This window comes from Cupriavidus pauculus (genome assembly GCF_002858765.1).
Classification (GTDB): Bacteria; Pseudomonadota; Gammaproteobacteria; order Burkholderiales; family Burkholderiaceae; genus Cupriavidus; species Cupriavidus pauculus_B.
Genome location: NZ_PJRP01000006.1, coordinates 225,714 through 240,526, shown reverse-complemented (window position 1 = coordinate 240,526; position 14,813 = coordinate 225,714). Strand labels below are relative to the sequence as shown.

General features: G+C 64.7%; 16 protein-coding genes. 10 read left to right on the top strand and 6 right to left on the bottom strand.

Annotation, left to right across the window (positions count from 1 at the left end):
- The first annotated feature begins 66 nt into the window (after positions 1 to 66).
- From CYJ10_RS15385 to CYJ10_RS15375, 3 genes are all read left to right on the top strand, one after another.
- Positions 67 to 588, top strand: coding sequence for an AAA family ATPase (locus CYJ10_RS15385; protein WP_101682344.1), 522 nt, complete (start codon positions 67 to 69; stop codon positions 586 to 588).
- 341 nt (positions 589 to 929) lie between these two features.
- Complete coding sequence (locus tag CYJ10_RS15380) at positions 930 to 1,733, top strand: enoyl-CoA hydratase (protein ID WP_101682343.1); 804 nt, start codon at positions 930 to 932, stop codon at positions 1,731 to 1,733.
- A gap of 326 nt (positions 1,734 to 2,059) precedes the next feature.
- Positions 2,060 to 3,052: an isopenicillin N synthase family dioxygenase gene (locus CYJ10_RS15375; protein ID WP_101682342.1), complete on the top strand. Its 993-nt coding sequence runs from the start codon at positions 2,060 to 2,062 to the stop codon at positions 3,050 to 3,052.
- Positions 3,053 to 3,188: 136 nt separating this feature from the next.
- Here the strand turns inward: CYJ10_RS15375 and CYJ10_RS15370 are convergent, their stop codons facing one another.
- Both CYJ10_RS15370 and CYJ10_RS15365 read right to left on the bottom strand, forming a co-directional pair.
- The gene (locus CYJ10_RS15370; RefSeq protein WP_101682341.1) at positions 3,189 to 3,650 is read right to left on the bottom strand and encodes an HU family DNA-binding protein; all 462 of its coding nucleotides are present in this window, start codon (positions 3,648 to 3,650) and stop codon (positions 3,189 to 3,191) included.
- Between the two features lie 274 nt (positions 3,651 to 3,924).
- Positions 3,925 to 4,422, bottom strand: a complete 498-nt coding sequence (locus CYJ10_RS15365) for an Mpo1 family 2-hydroxy fatty acid dioxygenase (RefSeq protein WP_101682340.1) — start codon at positions 4,420 to 4,422, stop codon at positions 3,925 to 3,927.
- A gap of 223 nt (positions 4,423 to 4,645) precedes the next feature.
- On the opposite strand from CYJ10_RS15365, the gene CYJ10_RS15360 reads away from it, so the two are divergent.
- From CYJ10_RS15360 to CYJ10_RS15350, 3 genes are all read left to right on the top strand, one after another.
- Complete coding sequence (locus CYJ10_RS15360) at positions 4,646 to 5,542, top strand: arylamine N-acetyltransferase family protein (RefSeq protein WP_101682339.1); 897 nt, start codon at positions 4,646 to 4,648, stop codon at positions 5,540 to 5,542.
- Positions 5,543 to 5,756: 214 nt separating this feature from the next.
- Positions 5,757 to 6,521: an SDR family oxidoreductase gene (locus CYJ10_RS15355; protein ID WP_101682338.1), complete on the top strand. Its 765-nt coding sequence runs from the start codon at positions 5,757 to 5,759 to the stop codon at positions 6,519 to 6,521.
- Positions 6,522 to 6,545: 24 nt separating this feature from the next.
- Positions 6,546 to 8,315 carry a class I adenylate-forming enzyme family protein gene (locus tag CYJ10_RS15350; RefSeq protein ID WP_101682337.1) on the top strand — a complete coding sequence of 590 codons (1,770 nt, stop codon included), beginning with the start codon at positions 6,546 to 6,548 and terminating at the stop codon, positions 8,313 to 8,315.
- A 39-nt stretch (positions 8,316 to 8,354) separates the two neighbouring features.
- On the opposite strand, the gene CYJ10_RS15345 is transcribed toward CYJ10_RS15350, so the two are convergent.
- The 3 genes from CYJ10_RS15345 to CYJ10_RS15335 all read right to left on the bottom strand — a co-directional run bounded on the left by CYJ10_RS15345 (position 8,355) and on the right by CYJ10_RS15335 (position 9,795).
- Positions 8,355 to 8,786 (bottom strand): CreA family protein, encoded by a 432-nt coding sequence (locus CYJ10_RS15345; protein WP_257993358.1) that lies wholly within the window; start codon positions 8,784 to 8,786, stop codon positions 8,355 to 8,357.
- Between the two features lie 53 nt (positions 8,787 to 8,839).
- Positions 8,840 to 9,328 carry an acyl-CoA thioesterase gene (locus tag CYJ10_RS15340; RefSeq protein WP_092601105.1) on the bottom strand — a complete coding sequence of 163 codons (489 nt, stop codon included), beginning with the start codon at positions 9,326 to 9,328 and terminating at the stop codon, positions 8,840 to 8,842.
- A 185-nt stretch (positions 9,329 to 9,513) separates the two neighbouring features.
- Positions 9,514 to 9,795 (bottom strand): HU family DNA-binding protein, encoded by a 282-nt coding sequence (locus CYJ10_RS15335; protein WP_008651272.1) that lies wholly within the window; start codon positions 9,793 to 9,795, stop codon positions 9,514 to 9,516.
- Between the two features lie 102 nt (positions 9,796 to 9,897).
- On the opposite strand from CYJ10_RS15335, the gene CYJ10_RS33765 reads away from it, so the two are divergent.
- From CYJ10_RS33765 to CYJ10_RS15325, 3 genes are all read left to right on the top strand, one after another.
- Entirely contained in the window at positions 9,898 to 10,272 is a 375-nt protein-coding gene (locus tag CYJ10_RS33765; RefSeq protein WP_146002044.1) for a hypothetical protein, read from the top strand.
- A gap of 83 nt (positions 10,273 to 10,355) precedes the next feature.
- Positions 10,356 to 11,558: an ammonium transporter gene (locus tag CYJ10_RS15330; protein WP_101682335.1), complete on the top strand. Its 1,203-nt coding sequence runs from the start codon at positions 10,356 to 10,358 to the stop codon at positions 11,556 to 11,558.
- Positions 11,559 to 11,791: 233 nt separating this feature from the next.
- Positions 11,792 to 12,652: a mechanosensitive ion channel family protein gene (locus CYJ10_RS15325; protein WP_101682334.1), complete on the top strand. Its 861-nt coding sequence runs from the start codon at positions 11,792 to 11,794 to the stop codon at positions 12,650 to 12,652.
- Positions 12,653 to 12,671: 19 nt separating this feature from the next.
- On the opposite strand, the gene CYJ10_RS15320 is transcribed toward CYJ10_RS15325, so the two are convergent.
- Positions 12,672 to 13,886 (bottom strand): Bcr/CflA family multidrug efflux MFS transporter, encoded by a 1,215-nt coding sequence (locus CYJ10_RS15320; protein WP_101682333.1) that lies wholly within the window; start codon positions 13,884 to 13,886, stop codon positions 12,672 to 12,674.
- 261 nt (positions 13,887 to 14,147) lie between these two features.
- Here CYJ10_RS15320 and CYJ10_RS15315 point away from each other — a divergent pair, with 261 nt between their 5' ends.
- Positions 14,148 to 14,729 carry a hypothetical protein gene (locus tag CYJ10_RS15315; RefSeq protein WP_101682332.1) on the top strand — a complete coding sequence of 194 codons (582 nt, stop codon included), beginning with the start codon at positions 14,148 to 14,150 and terminating at the stop codon, positions 14,727 to 14,729.
- The last annotated feature ends 84 nt before the right edge of the window (positions 14,730 to 14,813 follow it).

Here is a 14,813-nt window from a genome sequence, read left to right as displayed (position 1 = left end):
TTTTTGGTGCCCTCGACGGGGCCAGCGGTAGACTGCGGCGATCCACTGGCACATGAACCGTCCGCGATGCATATCCTGATCACCGGCGCCGCAGGCTCCGGCACGTCGACGCTGGCCCGCGCCGTGGCGGGCGCAACCCACGCCCGGGTACTGGAAACCGACGACTTCTTCTGGCGCCCCACCGAACCGCCCTATCAGCAGAAATGCGATGCCGGCGAGCGGGCGCAAGCGTTGTCGAGCGCCTTGCACGCCAGCGGCGACACCGTCGTGGCCGGCGCCCTGATGGGCTGGGGCCACGACCTGGAGCACGCCTTCGATCTGGTGGTATTCCTCTACCTGCCCACCGACCTCCGGCTGACCCGCCTCAAGGCGCGCGAAGAACAGCGGTTCGGCAAGGTCGACCCCGAATTCCTGAACTGGGCGGCACAGTACGACGCCGGCACCGCCGAAGGCCGAAGCCTGGCAGGCCACCGGCAATGGCTTGGGCAGCGGACGTGTCCGGTGCTGCGACTGGAACACGACGAATCGGTGGACGACAGGCTGCAGCAGGTACTGCTGGCACGGCATGCGATTGTGCGCGTCGGGTGATTTCTCGAATGGATTTCAGCCGGGCACTTCCCGAGCGCTAAAGGCCTGCCGGCATCCACGCCTGGAGCATGGCCATGGACCCCGGGTTACGACCCGGACTGCTCGGTGCGTGGATAGCGCATTGAACAGACGGTCTTGAACTGCATGTCGGGGCCGAAGTGGGGATCAGGACTGCGCCACAGGTATATTGAAATGGGGGGCCGAGGTAATCCGCTAATTGTCCGCGTCGCCATCCTGGCATCCCGGCGTATCCGTATTCACCCTGTATTCACCCCGATTCCACGCCCTTTTCCGCCGAAACGCGCGATCATTGCGCCATTGACCGATGGCGGAGGCCCGACATGGCAGCGCAGTCAGACGACAAGGCAACCGAGCCGCTGGTGTTGCATGACAGCAGCGATGGCGTGGTGACGCTGCGGCTGAACCGGCCGCTCCAGTTCAACGCGCTCTCCGAAGCCATGCTGGCTTCGCTGCACGGCGCCCTCCAGGGCATCGCCAGCGACGACAGCGTGCGTTGCGTGATCCTGGCCGCCGAAGGCAAGGCCTTCTGCGCTGGCCACGATCTGCGCGAAATGCGCGGCAAGCCAGCGCTTTCCTACTACCAAACCCTGTTCGCCCAGTGCAGCGTCGTGATGCAGGCCATCCAGGCGCTGCCGGTGCCGGTCATTGCGCGCGTCCATGGCATCGCCACTGCCGCCGGCTGCCAGCTGGTAGCCAGTTGCGACCTGGCGATCGCGTCCACCCAGGCGCAATTCGCCGTGTCCGGCATCAACGTCGGGCTGTTCTGCTCCACCCCCTCGGTGGCGCTGTCGCGCAACGTGGCAACGAAACGGGCCTTCGACCTGCTGGTGACCGGCCGATTCATCGACGCCCAGACTGCGGCCGATTGGGGGCTGATCAACGACGCCGTGGCTGCCGATGAACTCGATACCGCCATCGGGCGCAAGGTGGCACAGATCCGGTCGAAAAGCCCGACGGCCATCCGCTATGGCAAGGCCATGTTCTACAGGCAGCAGGCTATGCAGCTGGCCGACGCCTACACGTACGCTGGCGACGTGATGGCGCGCAACATGATGGAAGAGGATGCCGGCGAAGGCATCGACGCGTTCCTGCAGAAGCGCGATCCGCGCTGGACGCAGCGATAGCGCCGGAGGCATCGCCCGGGCGGGCGATGCACCATCGCCAGCCCATCCACGCACCACAACAGCCTCGCCGTGCGCCTGCATGGTGAAAACTACCCGTATTTCGGCCAGTTTTCGCTGGCCCAAAACCTGCGACGGTGGGTGTCGAAGAGTAGAAGCGTTCAACCGCCAGTTTCCTGACGACCACATCGGCGCAGGAAGGCGGCAGGAAATTGCTCTTGATGTCCGCGCCGCCGCGGAACTCGAGAGCCAGAGACTTCCTGTTTCCCCAGGTTTCCCGCGTTCCCGGTCGGCCGGACCCGTTCAACCTTTCCTGAACCCGGAACGACATGACCGAAACCACCCTCCCCCTGCACGAACTGGTGCGCGAGTCGCGCATGGGCGCCCACGGCACCGAGACCGATGCGCGCGAAATCCGCCGCATCGACCTGTCGGATTTTGACCAACGCAAATCCGAGATTGCCGACCAGCTTTGGCAGGCTGGCGTCGAAATTGGCTTCTTCCAGCTGGAAAACCACGGTATCGACCTGACAGCCGTGCGCGAAGCGTTTGCCATGACCGAACAGTTCTTCGCGCTGCCCGACGCGGTAAAGGGCCAGTATCCGCTGCAGAAGGCCAACAACGCCGGCTGGGAAACCCGCGCCCAGGTGCGCCCGTCGACGGGCACGCCAGACCAGAAGGAGTCGTACCAGATCACGCGCCCGCACATGGCAACGCTCTGGCCTTCCGAGGCCGAACTGCCCGGCTTCCAGGCCACGATGCTTGCGTTCGAGCGGCAATGCTGGGATGTCGGCATGAAGGTACTGTCCTGCTTTGCCGACAAGCTCGGTTTCGACGCGGATTTCTTCAGGCGTGCGCACGACCCCGCGGCCCCCGACTACCAGAGCACGCTGCGTTTGCTCCACTACTATGCGATCCCGCCGGCGGCGCAAGACAAGCTCGATCTCTGGCGCGCTGGCGCGCACACCGATTTCGACTGCCTGACGCTGCTGTTCCAGCGCCAGGGCCAGGGCGGACTGCAGGTATGCCCTGGCAAGGAGATGGCCGCGCAGGCATGGACGCCGATTCCGCCGGACGGGGACGTCATCACCTGCAACATCGGCGACATGCTGATGCGCTGGAGCGATGACCAACTGCCGTCGAACTTCCACCGCGTACGCAATCCGCTGCCGGGCGAGTACATGGGCCCGCGCTACAGCCTGGCGTTCTTCTGCCAGGCCAACCGCAATGCCATGATCGAGGGGCCGTCGAAACAGTATCCGGCGATCACAGCGGGCGATTTCCTGCGCCAGCGCGTGGCGGCGAACTTCAAGGCGTATTGACGCCCGGGCGCCAGCGTGGCGCCCAGAAACCAAAAAACCCCGTGCTCTTGCGAGGCACGGGGTCTTAAGCCGTCCGGCGCCTGCACGGGGCAGGCATCGGGCTGGCGACTACCAGACTACCAAAGTCGTTCGGCTATCAGGCCGCAGCGTCCTTCAGCTTCTTCAGCGGACGGACCTTGACCTTGACGCTGGCCGGCTTGGCCGGGAACCAACGCTCTTCACCCGTGAACGGGTCCTTGCCGAAACGCTTCTTCTTGGCCGGCACTTGCTGGGCGGTCACCTTCAGCAGGCCCGGCAGCGTGAATTCGCCAGCGCCCTTCTTGTTCAGCGCGCTAACGATGGTGTTTTCGAGGTGGGCCAGCACCGACTTCACGGCCTTGGCTTCGAGCTGGGTTTGCGCTACCAGGTGAGCGACCAGGCTCGACTTGTTGAAGGTGTCCTTCAGCGGCTTCACGGCCGGCGCAGCAGCGGGAGCAGCCTTCTTGGCCGGAGCGGCGGCCTTCTTTGCGGCAGCCTTCACGGGTGCCTTGGTTGCTGCAGCCTTCTTGGCAGCAGGCTTGGTTGCAGTCTTCGCGGTCGGTTTCGCTTTGGTCGCCATATCGATATACGAGAGTTGAAGATTGATGTCCCGGCCCTTTGCTATCCATCGCAGCGTAGCGCTTGGCATCGCATGCAAATCGTGCTGGCCGGCACGCACTGAATCATAGCGGAAACAGCCAGAAGTAAAGGGGTTTTCTCACATGCGACAGGTCAAACCAAGTGAAAACCCCGGGTTTTGTCGCTGGTTTGCGTCAGCAAACACGCTGCGGAGCGCTACGTCCCCCCACTTTCGCACGTGACAGACGCCGCGAACGTGCAAAAGGTTCCGCGAATCAGTGCGCGTGCGCAGCCATCGCATCGCGCGTTTCGCGCGCCAAACCCAGCGCGAAAGCGGTCTCCGCCACCAGGAACAGCGGCCCCACCAACAGGCCGACGAGGTCGTCGACGAAGGCCGGCTTGCGTCCCTCGAAGTAGTGACCGACGAACTGGATGACCCATCCCGCCACGAACAGCCCGATGCCCGACGCCAGCCACGCCGTGGTGGATAGCGCGGCAATCCATGCACCTGCCCACACGAAAGCCGCCAGGATCGCGGCCATGGCCACGCCGAAACCGAACGACAGGCGCAGGTAGAACAGGCACGCCAGCACGTAGACGACGATGGCCGGCGTCAGGAGCAGCGCGCCGTCTCCAAGCGGCATGGCAGGTCGTCCCAGCAGCGCGGTCACCGCCAGCACGATCATCGGAATGCCGACGAAATGCGTGGCGACGTTGCGGCTGTCTCGGTGGTAGGCTGCATAGCTGGACAGATGATCGATCAGGGTTTTCACGGGGCGTCTCCTCTTTTCTGGCTTGTTTTCAGGCGCTCTGGCAATTCTGGCCGCTCTGGGCCCCACCCTGTTGGCGTGCCGGCACCGTCGGCGCACGCACCCGTCAGACCATGCCGCGGGTCGGGTCTTGATGTGGATTTATATTAGTGACGCGCCGCGTGCTTCGGAAGAGGGTCTACCCGCCGTTCGAGCCGCCCTACTAATTCTCCAGTTCCCCCACGATATGCGCCCCGTAGACGAGATTCCCGCGCTCACCATCGACCAGCGCGATGCCTGGCTGGAACGGATCGGCATCGGCAGCAGCGCCGTCCCGCCGCCCACACTCGACACGCTGAACGTCCTGATCGCCGCCCACCTGCGGCATATCCCGTTCGAGAACCTGACACCACTGGTAGGCTGGCGCGTGCCGATCGACCTGCCTGCGGTATGCGACAAGCTCGTCGCCCAAGGGCGCGGCGGCTACTGTTTCGAGTTGAACACACTGTTCTGCGCGGGCCTCAAGGCGCTGGGATTCGCGGTAACGCCGCTGGCCGCCCGCGTGCGCTGGAACGTGCCCGACGAGCGTCCCACGAGGCTGTCGCACATGCTGCTGCGCGTGGAAGTGGCGCACGAAAGCCATGTGGCGGACGTCGGCTTTGGCGGCCCCACGCCAGACTGCGCGCTGCCACTCTCGCTGCCGGCCGATGCCGCATCGCCGTACCGCCTGCTGCCCACGCCCGCCGACGCGGCCGGCACGGGCTTTCATTCCTACGACCTGGCCGTGCGCAATCCCGACGGGAATGCTGACGATGCAGAGGCCTGGCGCGTGCTGTACCGCTTCGATCTGACGCCGCAGCCGCAGATCGACTACGTGGCGCGCAACTGGTATGTGTCGACGCACCCCGACAGCCACTTCACGCAGATGCTGATCGCCGCCCGCACTGACGCCAGCGGCGCGCGGCTATCGCTTGGCAACGGCAGCCTGACCGAGCGCATGCCGGATGGCACCGTGCGCAAGACCGAACTGGCATCGGCCGGCGACATCATCGACGCCCTGTCCGACCGCTTTGGCATCCGTATCGACGACGACCTGCGCGCGGCGCTGGCGGCACGGCTGCCGGCCGTGCTGGCGGCACCCTAGCGCGTGCGCAGCATGACCAGCCCGGCACGCCAGACATTCCGCGCTGCGGCACGGTTCATGCATCGCGTGAATTGCCCGCAGAAAGTTTGCTGATAACGGCCCTGCCGCCCTGGTCGGGCTGTGGACTGGGGGAGGACGCCTGCCCATAATGTCCCGGCCAATTCACGATTCAGGCGGCGGCCACGACCGCTGCTCATCCATATCAGGAGACACCATGTCATTGTTCGATCTGTCGGGCAAGGTTGCCATCATCACCGGGTCCTCGCGCGGTATCGGCCGGGCCATTGCCGAGCAAATGGCCATCCAGGGCGCCAAGGTCGTCATCTCGTCGCGCAAGACCGAGGCCTGCCAGGAAGTGGCCGATGCCATCAATGCGCAACACGGCGCCGGCACCGCGCTGGCCGTGGCCGCCAACATCTCGTCCAAGGAAGCCCTGCAACACCTGGTCGACGAGACCAACCGCGCCTTCGGCAAGGTCGACATCCTGGTGTGCAACGCCGCGTCGAACCCCTACTACGGGCCGATGAGCGGCGTGTCGGACGACCAGTTCCGCAAGGTGCTGGACAACAACGTGATCTCGAACCACTGGCTGATCCAGATGGTGGCGCCGCAGATGATCGAACGAAAGGAAGGCTCGATCATCATCGTGTCGTCCATCGGCGGTCTGCGCGGATCGCCTACCATCGGCGTCTACAACGTGTCGAAGGCGGCCGACTTCCAGCTGGCACGCAACCTGGCCGTGGAGTTCGGGCCGCATAACGTACGCGTCAACTGCATCGCGCCGGGCCTGATCAAGACCGACTTCGCCAAGGCGCTGTGGGAGGATCCCGTGCGCTACAAGCAGTCCACCGAAAACGCGCCGCTGCGCCGCATCGGCGAACCGGTGGAAATCGCCGGCGCGGCATGCTTCCTGGCGTCGGCGGCCAGCACGTTCATGACGGGCCAGGCCATGGTGGTAGATGGGGGCGTCACGATCTGATCTGTCTTGCGCGGGAGGCAACGCATGTCGCAACATCCGCAACATCCGCAGCAACCCTCGCCGGCCGGCCCGCAGTGGCCGGTCATGTCGATTGCCGAGGCGCACGCCCGGCTGACCGCATCCGGCGCGCCGTTTGAAACCGAGACGCGTGTGATCCGGGGCATTCCCACCACGGTCTGGAAGAACGCGCCACCCACGCTGCGCGACCTGTTCCTGGTCGCCGCCGCCTGGGGCGAGAAGACTTTCGTGGTCTACGAGGACGAGCGCGTCAGCTATCGCGCATTTGCACTGGCCGCCACCGCGCTTGCCCACAAGCTGGTGCGCGACGGCGTGCGCAAGGGCGACCGCGTGGCCGTGGCCATGCGCAACCTGCCCGAATGGCCCGTGGCGCTCTATGCCGGGTTGCTGACCGGCGCCATCGTCACGCCGCTCAACGCGTGGTGGACGGGCCCGGAACTCGAATACGGGCTGTCGGATTCGGGCAGCCGCATCGCCATCGTCGACCACGAGCGGCTCGACCGCATCCTGGAGCACCTGCCCAACTGCCCCGCGCTGGAACGCATCTACGTGTCCCGCGCGCCGGCTGACGCCACGTTCGACGACCCGCGCATCGTGCCGCTGGCCTCGGTGATCGGAGAGTCCGACGCATGGCCGTCGCTGCCGTCGCAATCGCTACCGCTGGTGCCGCTCGACCCCGAAGACGACGCCACGATCTTCTATACGTCGGGCACCACGGGCAAACCCAAGGGCGCCGTCGGCACCCATCGCAATGCGTGCTCGGTGGCCGTCTGCGCCCAGTTCAGCCCGCTGCGCAACCTGCTGCGGCGTGGCGAGCCGGTGCCGGAACCAAATCCCGATGCGCCCCAGAAGGCTGCGCTGCTGGCCGTGCCGTTCTTCCACGTCACGGGCTGCATGTCGGTGCTGAACGGCGCGCTGGCCAGCGGCGGCAAGATCGTGCTGATGTATCGCTGGGACACGCTGCGCGCGATGGAACTGATCGAACGCGAGCGCTGCACGTCGGCCGGCGGTGTGCCCACCATCGCCTGGCAGATCATCGAACACCCCAGGCGCGACGATTTCGACCTGTCGTCGCTGGAAAACGTCCACTACGGCGGCGCCCCGGCGTCGCCCGAGCTGGTCCGCCGGATCAAGCAGGCCTTTCCGAACGCCGCGCCCGGCATCGGCTGGGGCATGACGGAAACGTCCGCCACCTTCACCAGCCACAGCGCCGATGAATACATCCACCGGCCAGACGCGAGCGGCCCCGCGCTGCCCATTGGCGAGATGAAGATCGACGATGGCTTCGGCAACGCCCTGCCGGTCGGCGAGATCGGCGAGCTGATGGTGCGCGGCGCCAACGTCGTCCACGGCTACTGGAACAAGCCGGAGGCCACGGCGAAGACCTTTGTCGACGGATGGCTGCACACGGGCGACGTGGCGCGGCTGGACGACGAGGGCTTCCTCTACATCGTCGATCGCATGAAGGACATGCTGATTCGCGGCGGCGAGAACATCTACTGCATCGAGGTGGAAAGCGCGCTGTATGCGCATCCGGCTGTCATGGACGCGGCCGTGGTCGGCATCGCGCATCGCACGCTGGGCGAGGAACCGGGCGCCGTGGTCAGCCTGAAGCCGGGCGCCCGGGCCACCGAGGCCGATCTGCAGGATTTCGTGCGCCAGCAGCTGGCCGCGTTCAAGGTGCCGGTGCGGATCATCGTCCGCGACGACATGCTGCCCCGCAACCCGAACGGCAAGATTCTGAAGTCGAACCTGCGCAAGCTGTTCGACGAATAGGCACGCCGGCGTCGCAAGGCCTGCGACGCCGTGCGGCCGTCACTTCACCGGAATCGGCGTCCCGGCAGGCACCGGGACGGCCGTCACCGCGTTCTGCGGGCTGCCGCTGACGATGCGGTCCGAGTAGGTCAGGTAGACCAGCGTATTGCGCTTGCGATCCACCGCGCGCACTACGTGCAGCGTCTTGAACAGGATCGACATGCGCTCGGAGAACACGTCCTCCTGCGCCTTGAGCGGCCCCTTGAATGCGATCGTCCCCACCTGGCGGCAGGCAATCGACGCCTCGGGCGGGTCCTCGGCCATGCCGAACGTGCCCTTGATGCCGCCGGTGCGGGCGCGCGACACGTAGCACGTCACGCCATCCACCTGCGGATCGTCGTAGGCCTCGATCACGACCTTGTCCGATCCTGTCACCCGGAAATTGGTGGAAACGCTGCCGATTTCCTCGGCATGGGCGGCCGCCAGCACCATGGCCAGGCCACCTGCCAGCCCGCCGGCCACGACAACGCGCAACAGCCTGGGTGTCATTCGGTGGTCGCCCCCTTGATCTCGTCATGGCGGCGCTCCATTTCCTGGCGCAGCGCGCGGCGTTGCTTGGCGGCCTCGAAGCGCTGGCGCTCCACCTCGTCACGCGGCTGCAGCGGCGGCACTTCGGCCGGCGTGCCGTTGTCATCCACGGCCACCATCGTGAAATAGCAGCTGTTGGTGTGGCGAACCACCTTGCTGCGGATGTTCTCGGTCACCACCTTGATGCCGATCTCCATCGAACTGCGGCCCGTGAAGTTCACCGCTGCCAGGAACGTCACCAGTTCGCCGACGTGGATCGGCTGGCGGAATACCACCTGGTCAACCGACAGCGTCACGACATACCGCCCGGCATAGCGGCTTGCACAGGCGTAGGCCACCATATCCAGATACTTGAGGATGGTGCCGCCGTGTACGTTGCCGGAGAAATTTGCCATGTCCGGCGTCATCAGCACGGTCATGGACAGCTGGTGGGACAAATCATTCATCGCAGAAAATCCAGAAATCGAGCCTGAGGCGCGGGCAGTGTAACCCGGTGCGCCGTGTCATGGCATATCGGTTGGCGTGATTTCCGTAACGGAGCCGCCAGACAGTCTGAATACCCCGCAGGACAAATAGAAAAGCGGCCCCGCAGGCCGCTTTCTGTACTGCTGTACCGCTGGACGCGATGCGCTTACTTCTTCTTGTTCACGGCGTCCTTGAAACCCTGGCCGGCGGAGAACTTCACCGTCTTCGCGGCCGGGATCTTGATCGTTTCGCCGGTACGCGGGTTGCGACCGGTACGGGCAGCACGCTTGCCCGAGCTGAAGCTGCCAAACCCCACCAGCGTGACCGAGTCACCCTTTGCAACTGCCTTCTTGATACTGTCCAGCGCAGCGTTCAGCGCGCGCTCGGCGGCGGCGTTGCTGAGTTCTGCTTCCGCGGCGATGGCCGATACCAGTTCACCTTTATTCATGGCTGATTTCCCTTGTTTGGTCGTCGTCACCGGACTTTTGCCAAGTGGGAAAAGTCCGATCGGCGCAGTCTAATCTCCCCTTTGTGGCTTGAGCAATCCCTAGTGGCACCGATGCAACGGAAACCGCCGGAAATCGTTCTCTGGCAAGACTTAGCGGGGTTTTTACCCCTCTGTTTTGCGAATCGGCACATCACATTTCGGGAGCAGGACGTATCGGACGGCGCACTTTATGAAACCGGCAGAAAGTTGCCGCAAATCCTCTGGAATGCGCAATTTCCGCCGCGGTTTTCCGGGGTGCCGCCGTCGATACCTTTGCGCGATTTCAGTGCATCAAGACCTGATGCACCATTAGCGTTCAATTTCCGCCTGCGTCATGCGTCGTTTTGGCGCATGCATGCCCCACAACCGCCCCATCCCGCCAATTTATTGCCGTTCTGCCGGGTGCCTCAATCGCCATTGGCGTGCGGCGCGCCCTGATTTGGCGCCATATTCCCCGTTTTGCGCCCAAAACTGGAACGCTAATTGCTTATCCGTGCTCCCATTTTGAGCATGAGGTAACGATGGACAACCTGAAGACAGGCACGGATGCCTTGTTCATCCTGCTGGGCGCGATCATGGTGCTGGCAATGCACGCCGGGTTCGCATTCCTGGAACTCGGCACGGTTCGCAAGAAGAACCAGGTCAACGCACTGGTAAAGATTCTGGTCGATTTCGCGGTATCGACACTCGCCTACTTCTTCCTCGGTTACACGATCGCCTATGGGGTGCAGTTTTTTGCAGGCGCCGAGACGCTGGCCGAAAAGAATGGCCACGAACTGGTCAAGTTCTTCTTCCTGGCCACTTTTGCCGCAGCCATCCCGGCGATTATCTCGGGCGGCATTGCAGAGCGCTCGCGGTTCAATCCGCAACTGGTGGCCACCTTTGTCCTGGTGGGCTTTGTCTACCCGTTTTTCGAGGGCATCGTCTGGAATAACCGGCTGGGGGTGCAGGACTGGCTGGCGTCGGTAACGGGCGCGCCCTTCCACGATTTTGCGGGTTCGGTGGTGGTGCATGCCGTGGGCGGCTGGATCGCCCTGCCCGCCGTGCTGCTGCTGGGCGCGCGCCGTGGCCGCTACCAGAAGGATGGCCGCATCAGCGCGCATCCGCCGTCAAACATCCCCTTCCTGGCCCTGGGTGCCTGGGTGCTGGCGGTGGGCTGGTTCGGCTTCAACGTCATGAGCGCGCAGACCATCGACAAGATCAGCGGCCTGGTGGCCATCAACTCGCTGATGGCAATGGTCGGCGGCACCCTGGCGGCATGGGCGGCAGGTCGCAACGACCCGGGTTTCTCGTACAACGGACCCTTGGCCGGGCTGGTGGCGGTCTGCGCCGGGTCCGACATCATGCATCCGCTGGGCGCGCTGGTGACCGGTGCCGTAGCCGGCGTGCTGTTCGTCCATCTGTTTACGCTGGCCCAGAACAAATGGCATATCGACGATGTGCTTGGCGTCTGGCCGCTGCACGGCCTTTGCGGCGCCTGGGGCGGCATTGCCGCCGGCATTTTCGGCAGCCGTCTGCTGGGCGGGATGGGCGGCGTGTCGCTGGTGGCGCAGGTGGCCGGTACGCTGATGGGTATCGTGGTCGCGCTGGTCGGCGGCACGGTGGTCTATGGCACGCTGAAGAAGCTGGTGGGCATCCGCCTGGACCCGGAAGAGGAATTCAATGGTGCCGACCTGACGCTGCACCGTATCTCGGCCACCCCGGAGCGCGAAACGAACTGGTAACCCACGGATTTGCAAGGCATTGCGTGGAAAAAGCGGCCGGGTAAATACCCGGCCTTTTTTATGTGGCGCGCAAAAAAGATTGACTTGAACTTTCGCACGCGGGCGCCCAATAATGCCCTTGCCCTTTCCGCAAACGCCGACACAGGCGTGCCTTGTGATCCTGACATTATCGACAGCACCCTTCATTTTTGCTGTCCCTGTTTTGCCTGCCCGTAAATCACAGGAGCATGTTCATGGATACCACCTCGCTGCAAAGCATCCGCGACGTCATTTACAGCTACGCCACCATATTCGGCGTGAAGATCCTGGCCGCGCTGGCATTCTGGGTGGTGGGCCGCTGGCTGATCCATTTCGTGGTACGGCTGGTGCAGAACTCGCTGTCCAGACAGAGCGTCGACCCCACCCTGCTGCGCTATGTCGGATCGATTGTCACCGTCACGCTGAATGTCGTGCTGGTGATCGGGATCCTCGGCTACTTCGGCATCCAGACCACCACGTTTGCGGCACTGATCGCGGCGGCCGGCGTGGCCATCGGCATGGCGTGGTCCGGACTGATGGCCAACTTTGCCGCCGGTGCCTTCCTGGTCGTGCTGCGTCCGTTCAAGGTGGGCGATTTCGTGACCATCGGCGGCGTGACCGGCACGGTGCGTGAAATTGGCCTGTTCGCCACGTCGCTCGATACCCCGGACAACGTCCTGACCGTGGTCGGCAACAACAAGATCTTCAGCGACACGATTCAGAACTACACGGCCAATCCGTTCCGGCGCGTGGAACTGAAAGCGCAACTGGCCGGCACTACCGATGCCGTGGCAGCCATCGCGCTGCTCAAGGAAAAACTGGCCGCCATCCCGAATGTGCTGGCCGAACCGGCGGTCGACGTCGATATCCTGGAATTTACGCTGGTGGGCCCGGTGCTGGCAGTACGGCCGTACTGCCACAACGACCACTACTGGCAGGTGTATTTCGATACCAATCGCACCATCCGCGACAGCTTCGGCGCCGCCGGCTTCGCCGCCCCGATGCCGGCGCAGATGGTGGTCATGCAGAACGCACCAGCTGTGCCATTGACCCAGTCGGCCAACCAGGCCGCCTGATCCGGCACACCCGGCACGATCAGCCGGGCTGGCGCACGCCGGCCCGGCCGTACAGGCGCAGCAGCACCGCGCCGCTGCCGCAGACCGCCATCACCACGGCCAGCGGCAGCGCCGTACCGTCGTGCCAGATGCTGACCGCTGCGCCCGCCAGCGTGCCGAAGCCGAACTGAAGCGTGCCCATCAACGCCGATGCCGTGCCGGCCCGATGGCTTTGATGGGCCAGGGCCAGTGCCGACGCGTTGGGCGTGATGCAGCCCAGCCCGGCCAGAAACACGAAGAAGCAGCACAGCAGCACCGGCAGCGAGGCCACACCCAGCAGCGTGGCCGCTGCCAGCGTCAGGCCCGCCACGCATGGCGCGATCAGCGCGACGCGCAGCACGTCGTCCAGCGCGCGGGCGCGCACCAGCTTGGCATTGACCTGCGACATCGCAATCAGGCCAAACGCGTTGGCCCCGAAAACAAAGCCGTAGTGGGAGGGATCGATGCCATGCAGTTCGATCAGCACGAACGGCGAGCCCGCGATATAGGCAAACATGCCCCCCTGCACGCAGCCGGCGGACAGCGAGTAGCCCAGAAATTCCCGGTCGCGCAACAGTTCCCAGTAGCCGCGCAGTACGCTGCCCGGATGCAGCGAGCGACGGCGCTGCGGGTCCAGCGATTCCTCCATGCGCGTATGGATCAGCCACAGCAGCAGCACGGCCGCGCCGCAGTGAATCCAGAAGATCGCGCGCCAGCCCGTGGCCGCCAGCACGGCGCCGCCGATCAGCGGCGCCAGGATCGGCGCCAGCCCCATCACCAGCATCAGCGACGAAAAGGCCCGCGCGGACTCGCGCGCTTCGAGCCGGTCTCGAATCACCGCACGCGACACCACCAGCCCGGTGCAGCCTCCCAGCGCCTGCAGGAAGCGCCAGAGCATCAGCGACTCCACGCTCGACGCCAGCGCACAGCCGGCGGCGGCCACGCCATAGATCGTCAGCCCCGCATAGAGCGGCACCTTGCGCCCGAAACGGTCGCTGACCGGCCCGTAGAACGCCTGTCCAATGGCCAGCCCCACCAGGAATGTGCCCAGCGTCAGCTGCACCTTGCCGATATCGGTATGGAGATCGGCTGCCAGCGCGGGGAAGCTGGGCAGGTACATGTCAATGGAAAGGGGTGCGATGGCGGTGAGCGACGCGCAGATCAGCAGCCAGAGCGGAAAGCGCGCGTCGGTGCGCGCGCTTGCGGAGGACGTCATGAAAGGGTTCCGGTAGAGCAAGCCGCAATTGTTGCATAGCGTGCAAGCGCTTGGCGGCGCGCGCGTCAAGTCACCAGAAGTACCGTGGAAAATCTGCCGCAGACCGGCTGCCCGTGCGGCATCACGGGTGGCGCTGCTTTCACGTGTGGCGGGGTGGAGGGTACAATGCCTGCCTGTCGGGACGGATGTACCCCAGACCACGCAGTCAGACGCATCGCGGGAGACGGATCACGGGACCCGTCCCCGGCAACGTTATCCTGCATGACCATACGACATACGCCGTTTATTGTTTCGCTGAGCCTGGTTGCATTGGCAGCCTTGCCGTCGCTGCCCGCATGGGCCGCGCCTGGCAGGCCGCCCGCCATGGCACCGGCTTCGTCGCCCGCGCCCGTGGTGGTCGATGAAGCCGAGGCCCTGTCACGCATGCTCAAGGGCGCGGCCACCGGACAGAACACCGGCGCGGCCGGCGTTCCCGAACTGCTGCGCAATACCAATCGCCCGGACAGCGTGCTGGCACGCGCCTGCCGGCAGCTCAACGACATCCTGCCCATCGAGATCGACGGCGAGACGCGCCTGCGCCGCTGCCAGTCGATACCGGGCAAGCACGTACTCTTCCAGCTGGAACTGACCAACTACCGCGGCCCGATGCTCGACCTGGCCAGCTTCGAGGTGAGCTACGCCGCGCCACTCCAGCGCAACATCTGCGCCAACCGCGACGTGGAAATCCTGACCAAGCTCGGCGTCAGCATGATGTTCCGCTACATGACGCGTAACGACCGGGGCGAGCGCCGCGTGGGCGACGTGTATATCAACGCGCCGATCTGCGTGTCGGCGCTGCGTTAAAACGCGCTCCTGAAACGCTCCCGTTTGAAACGGGCAAAAAAACGGCAGGCCCGAGAGCCTGCCGTTTTTCATTGCGCGAACCGT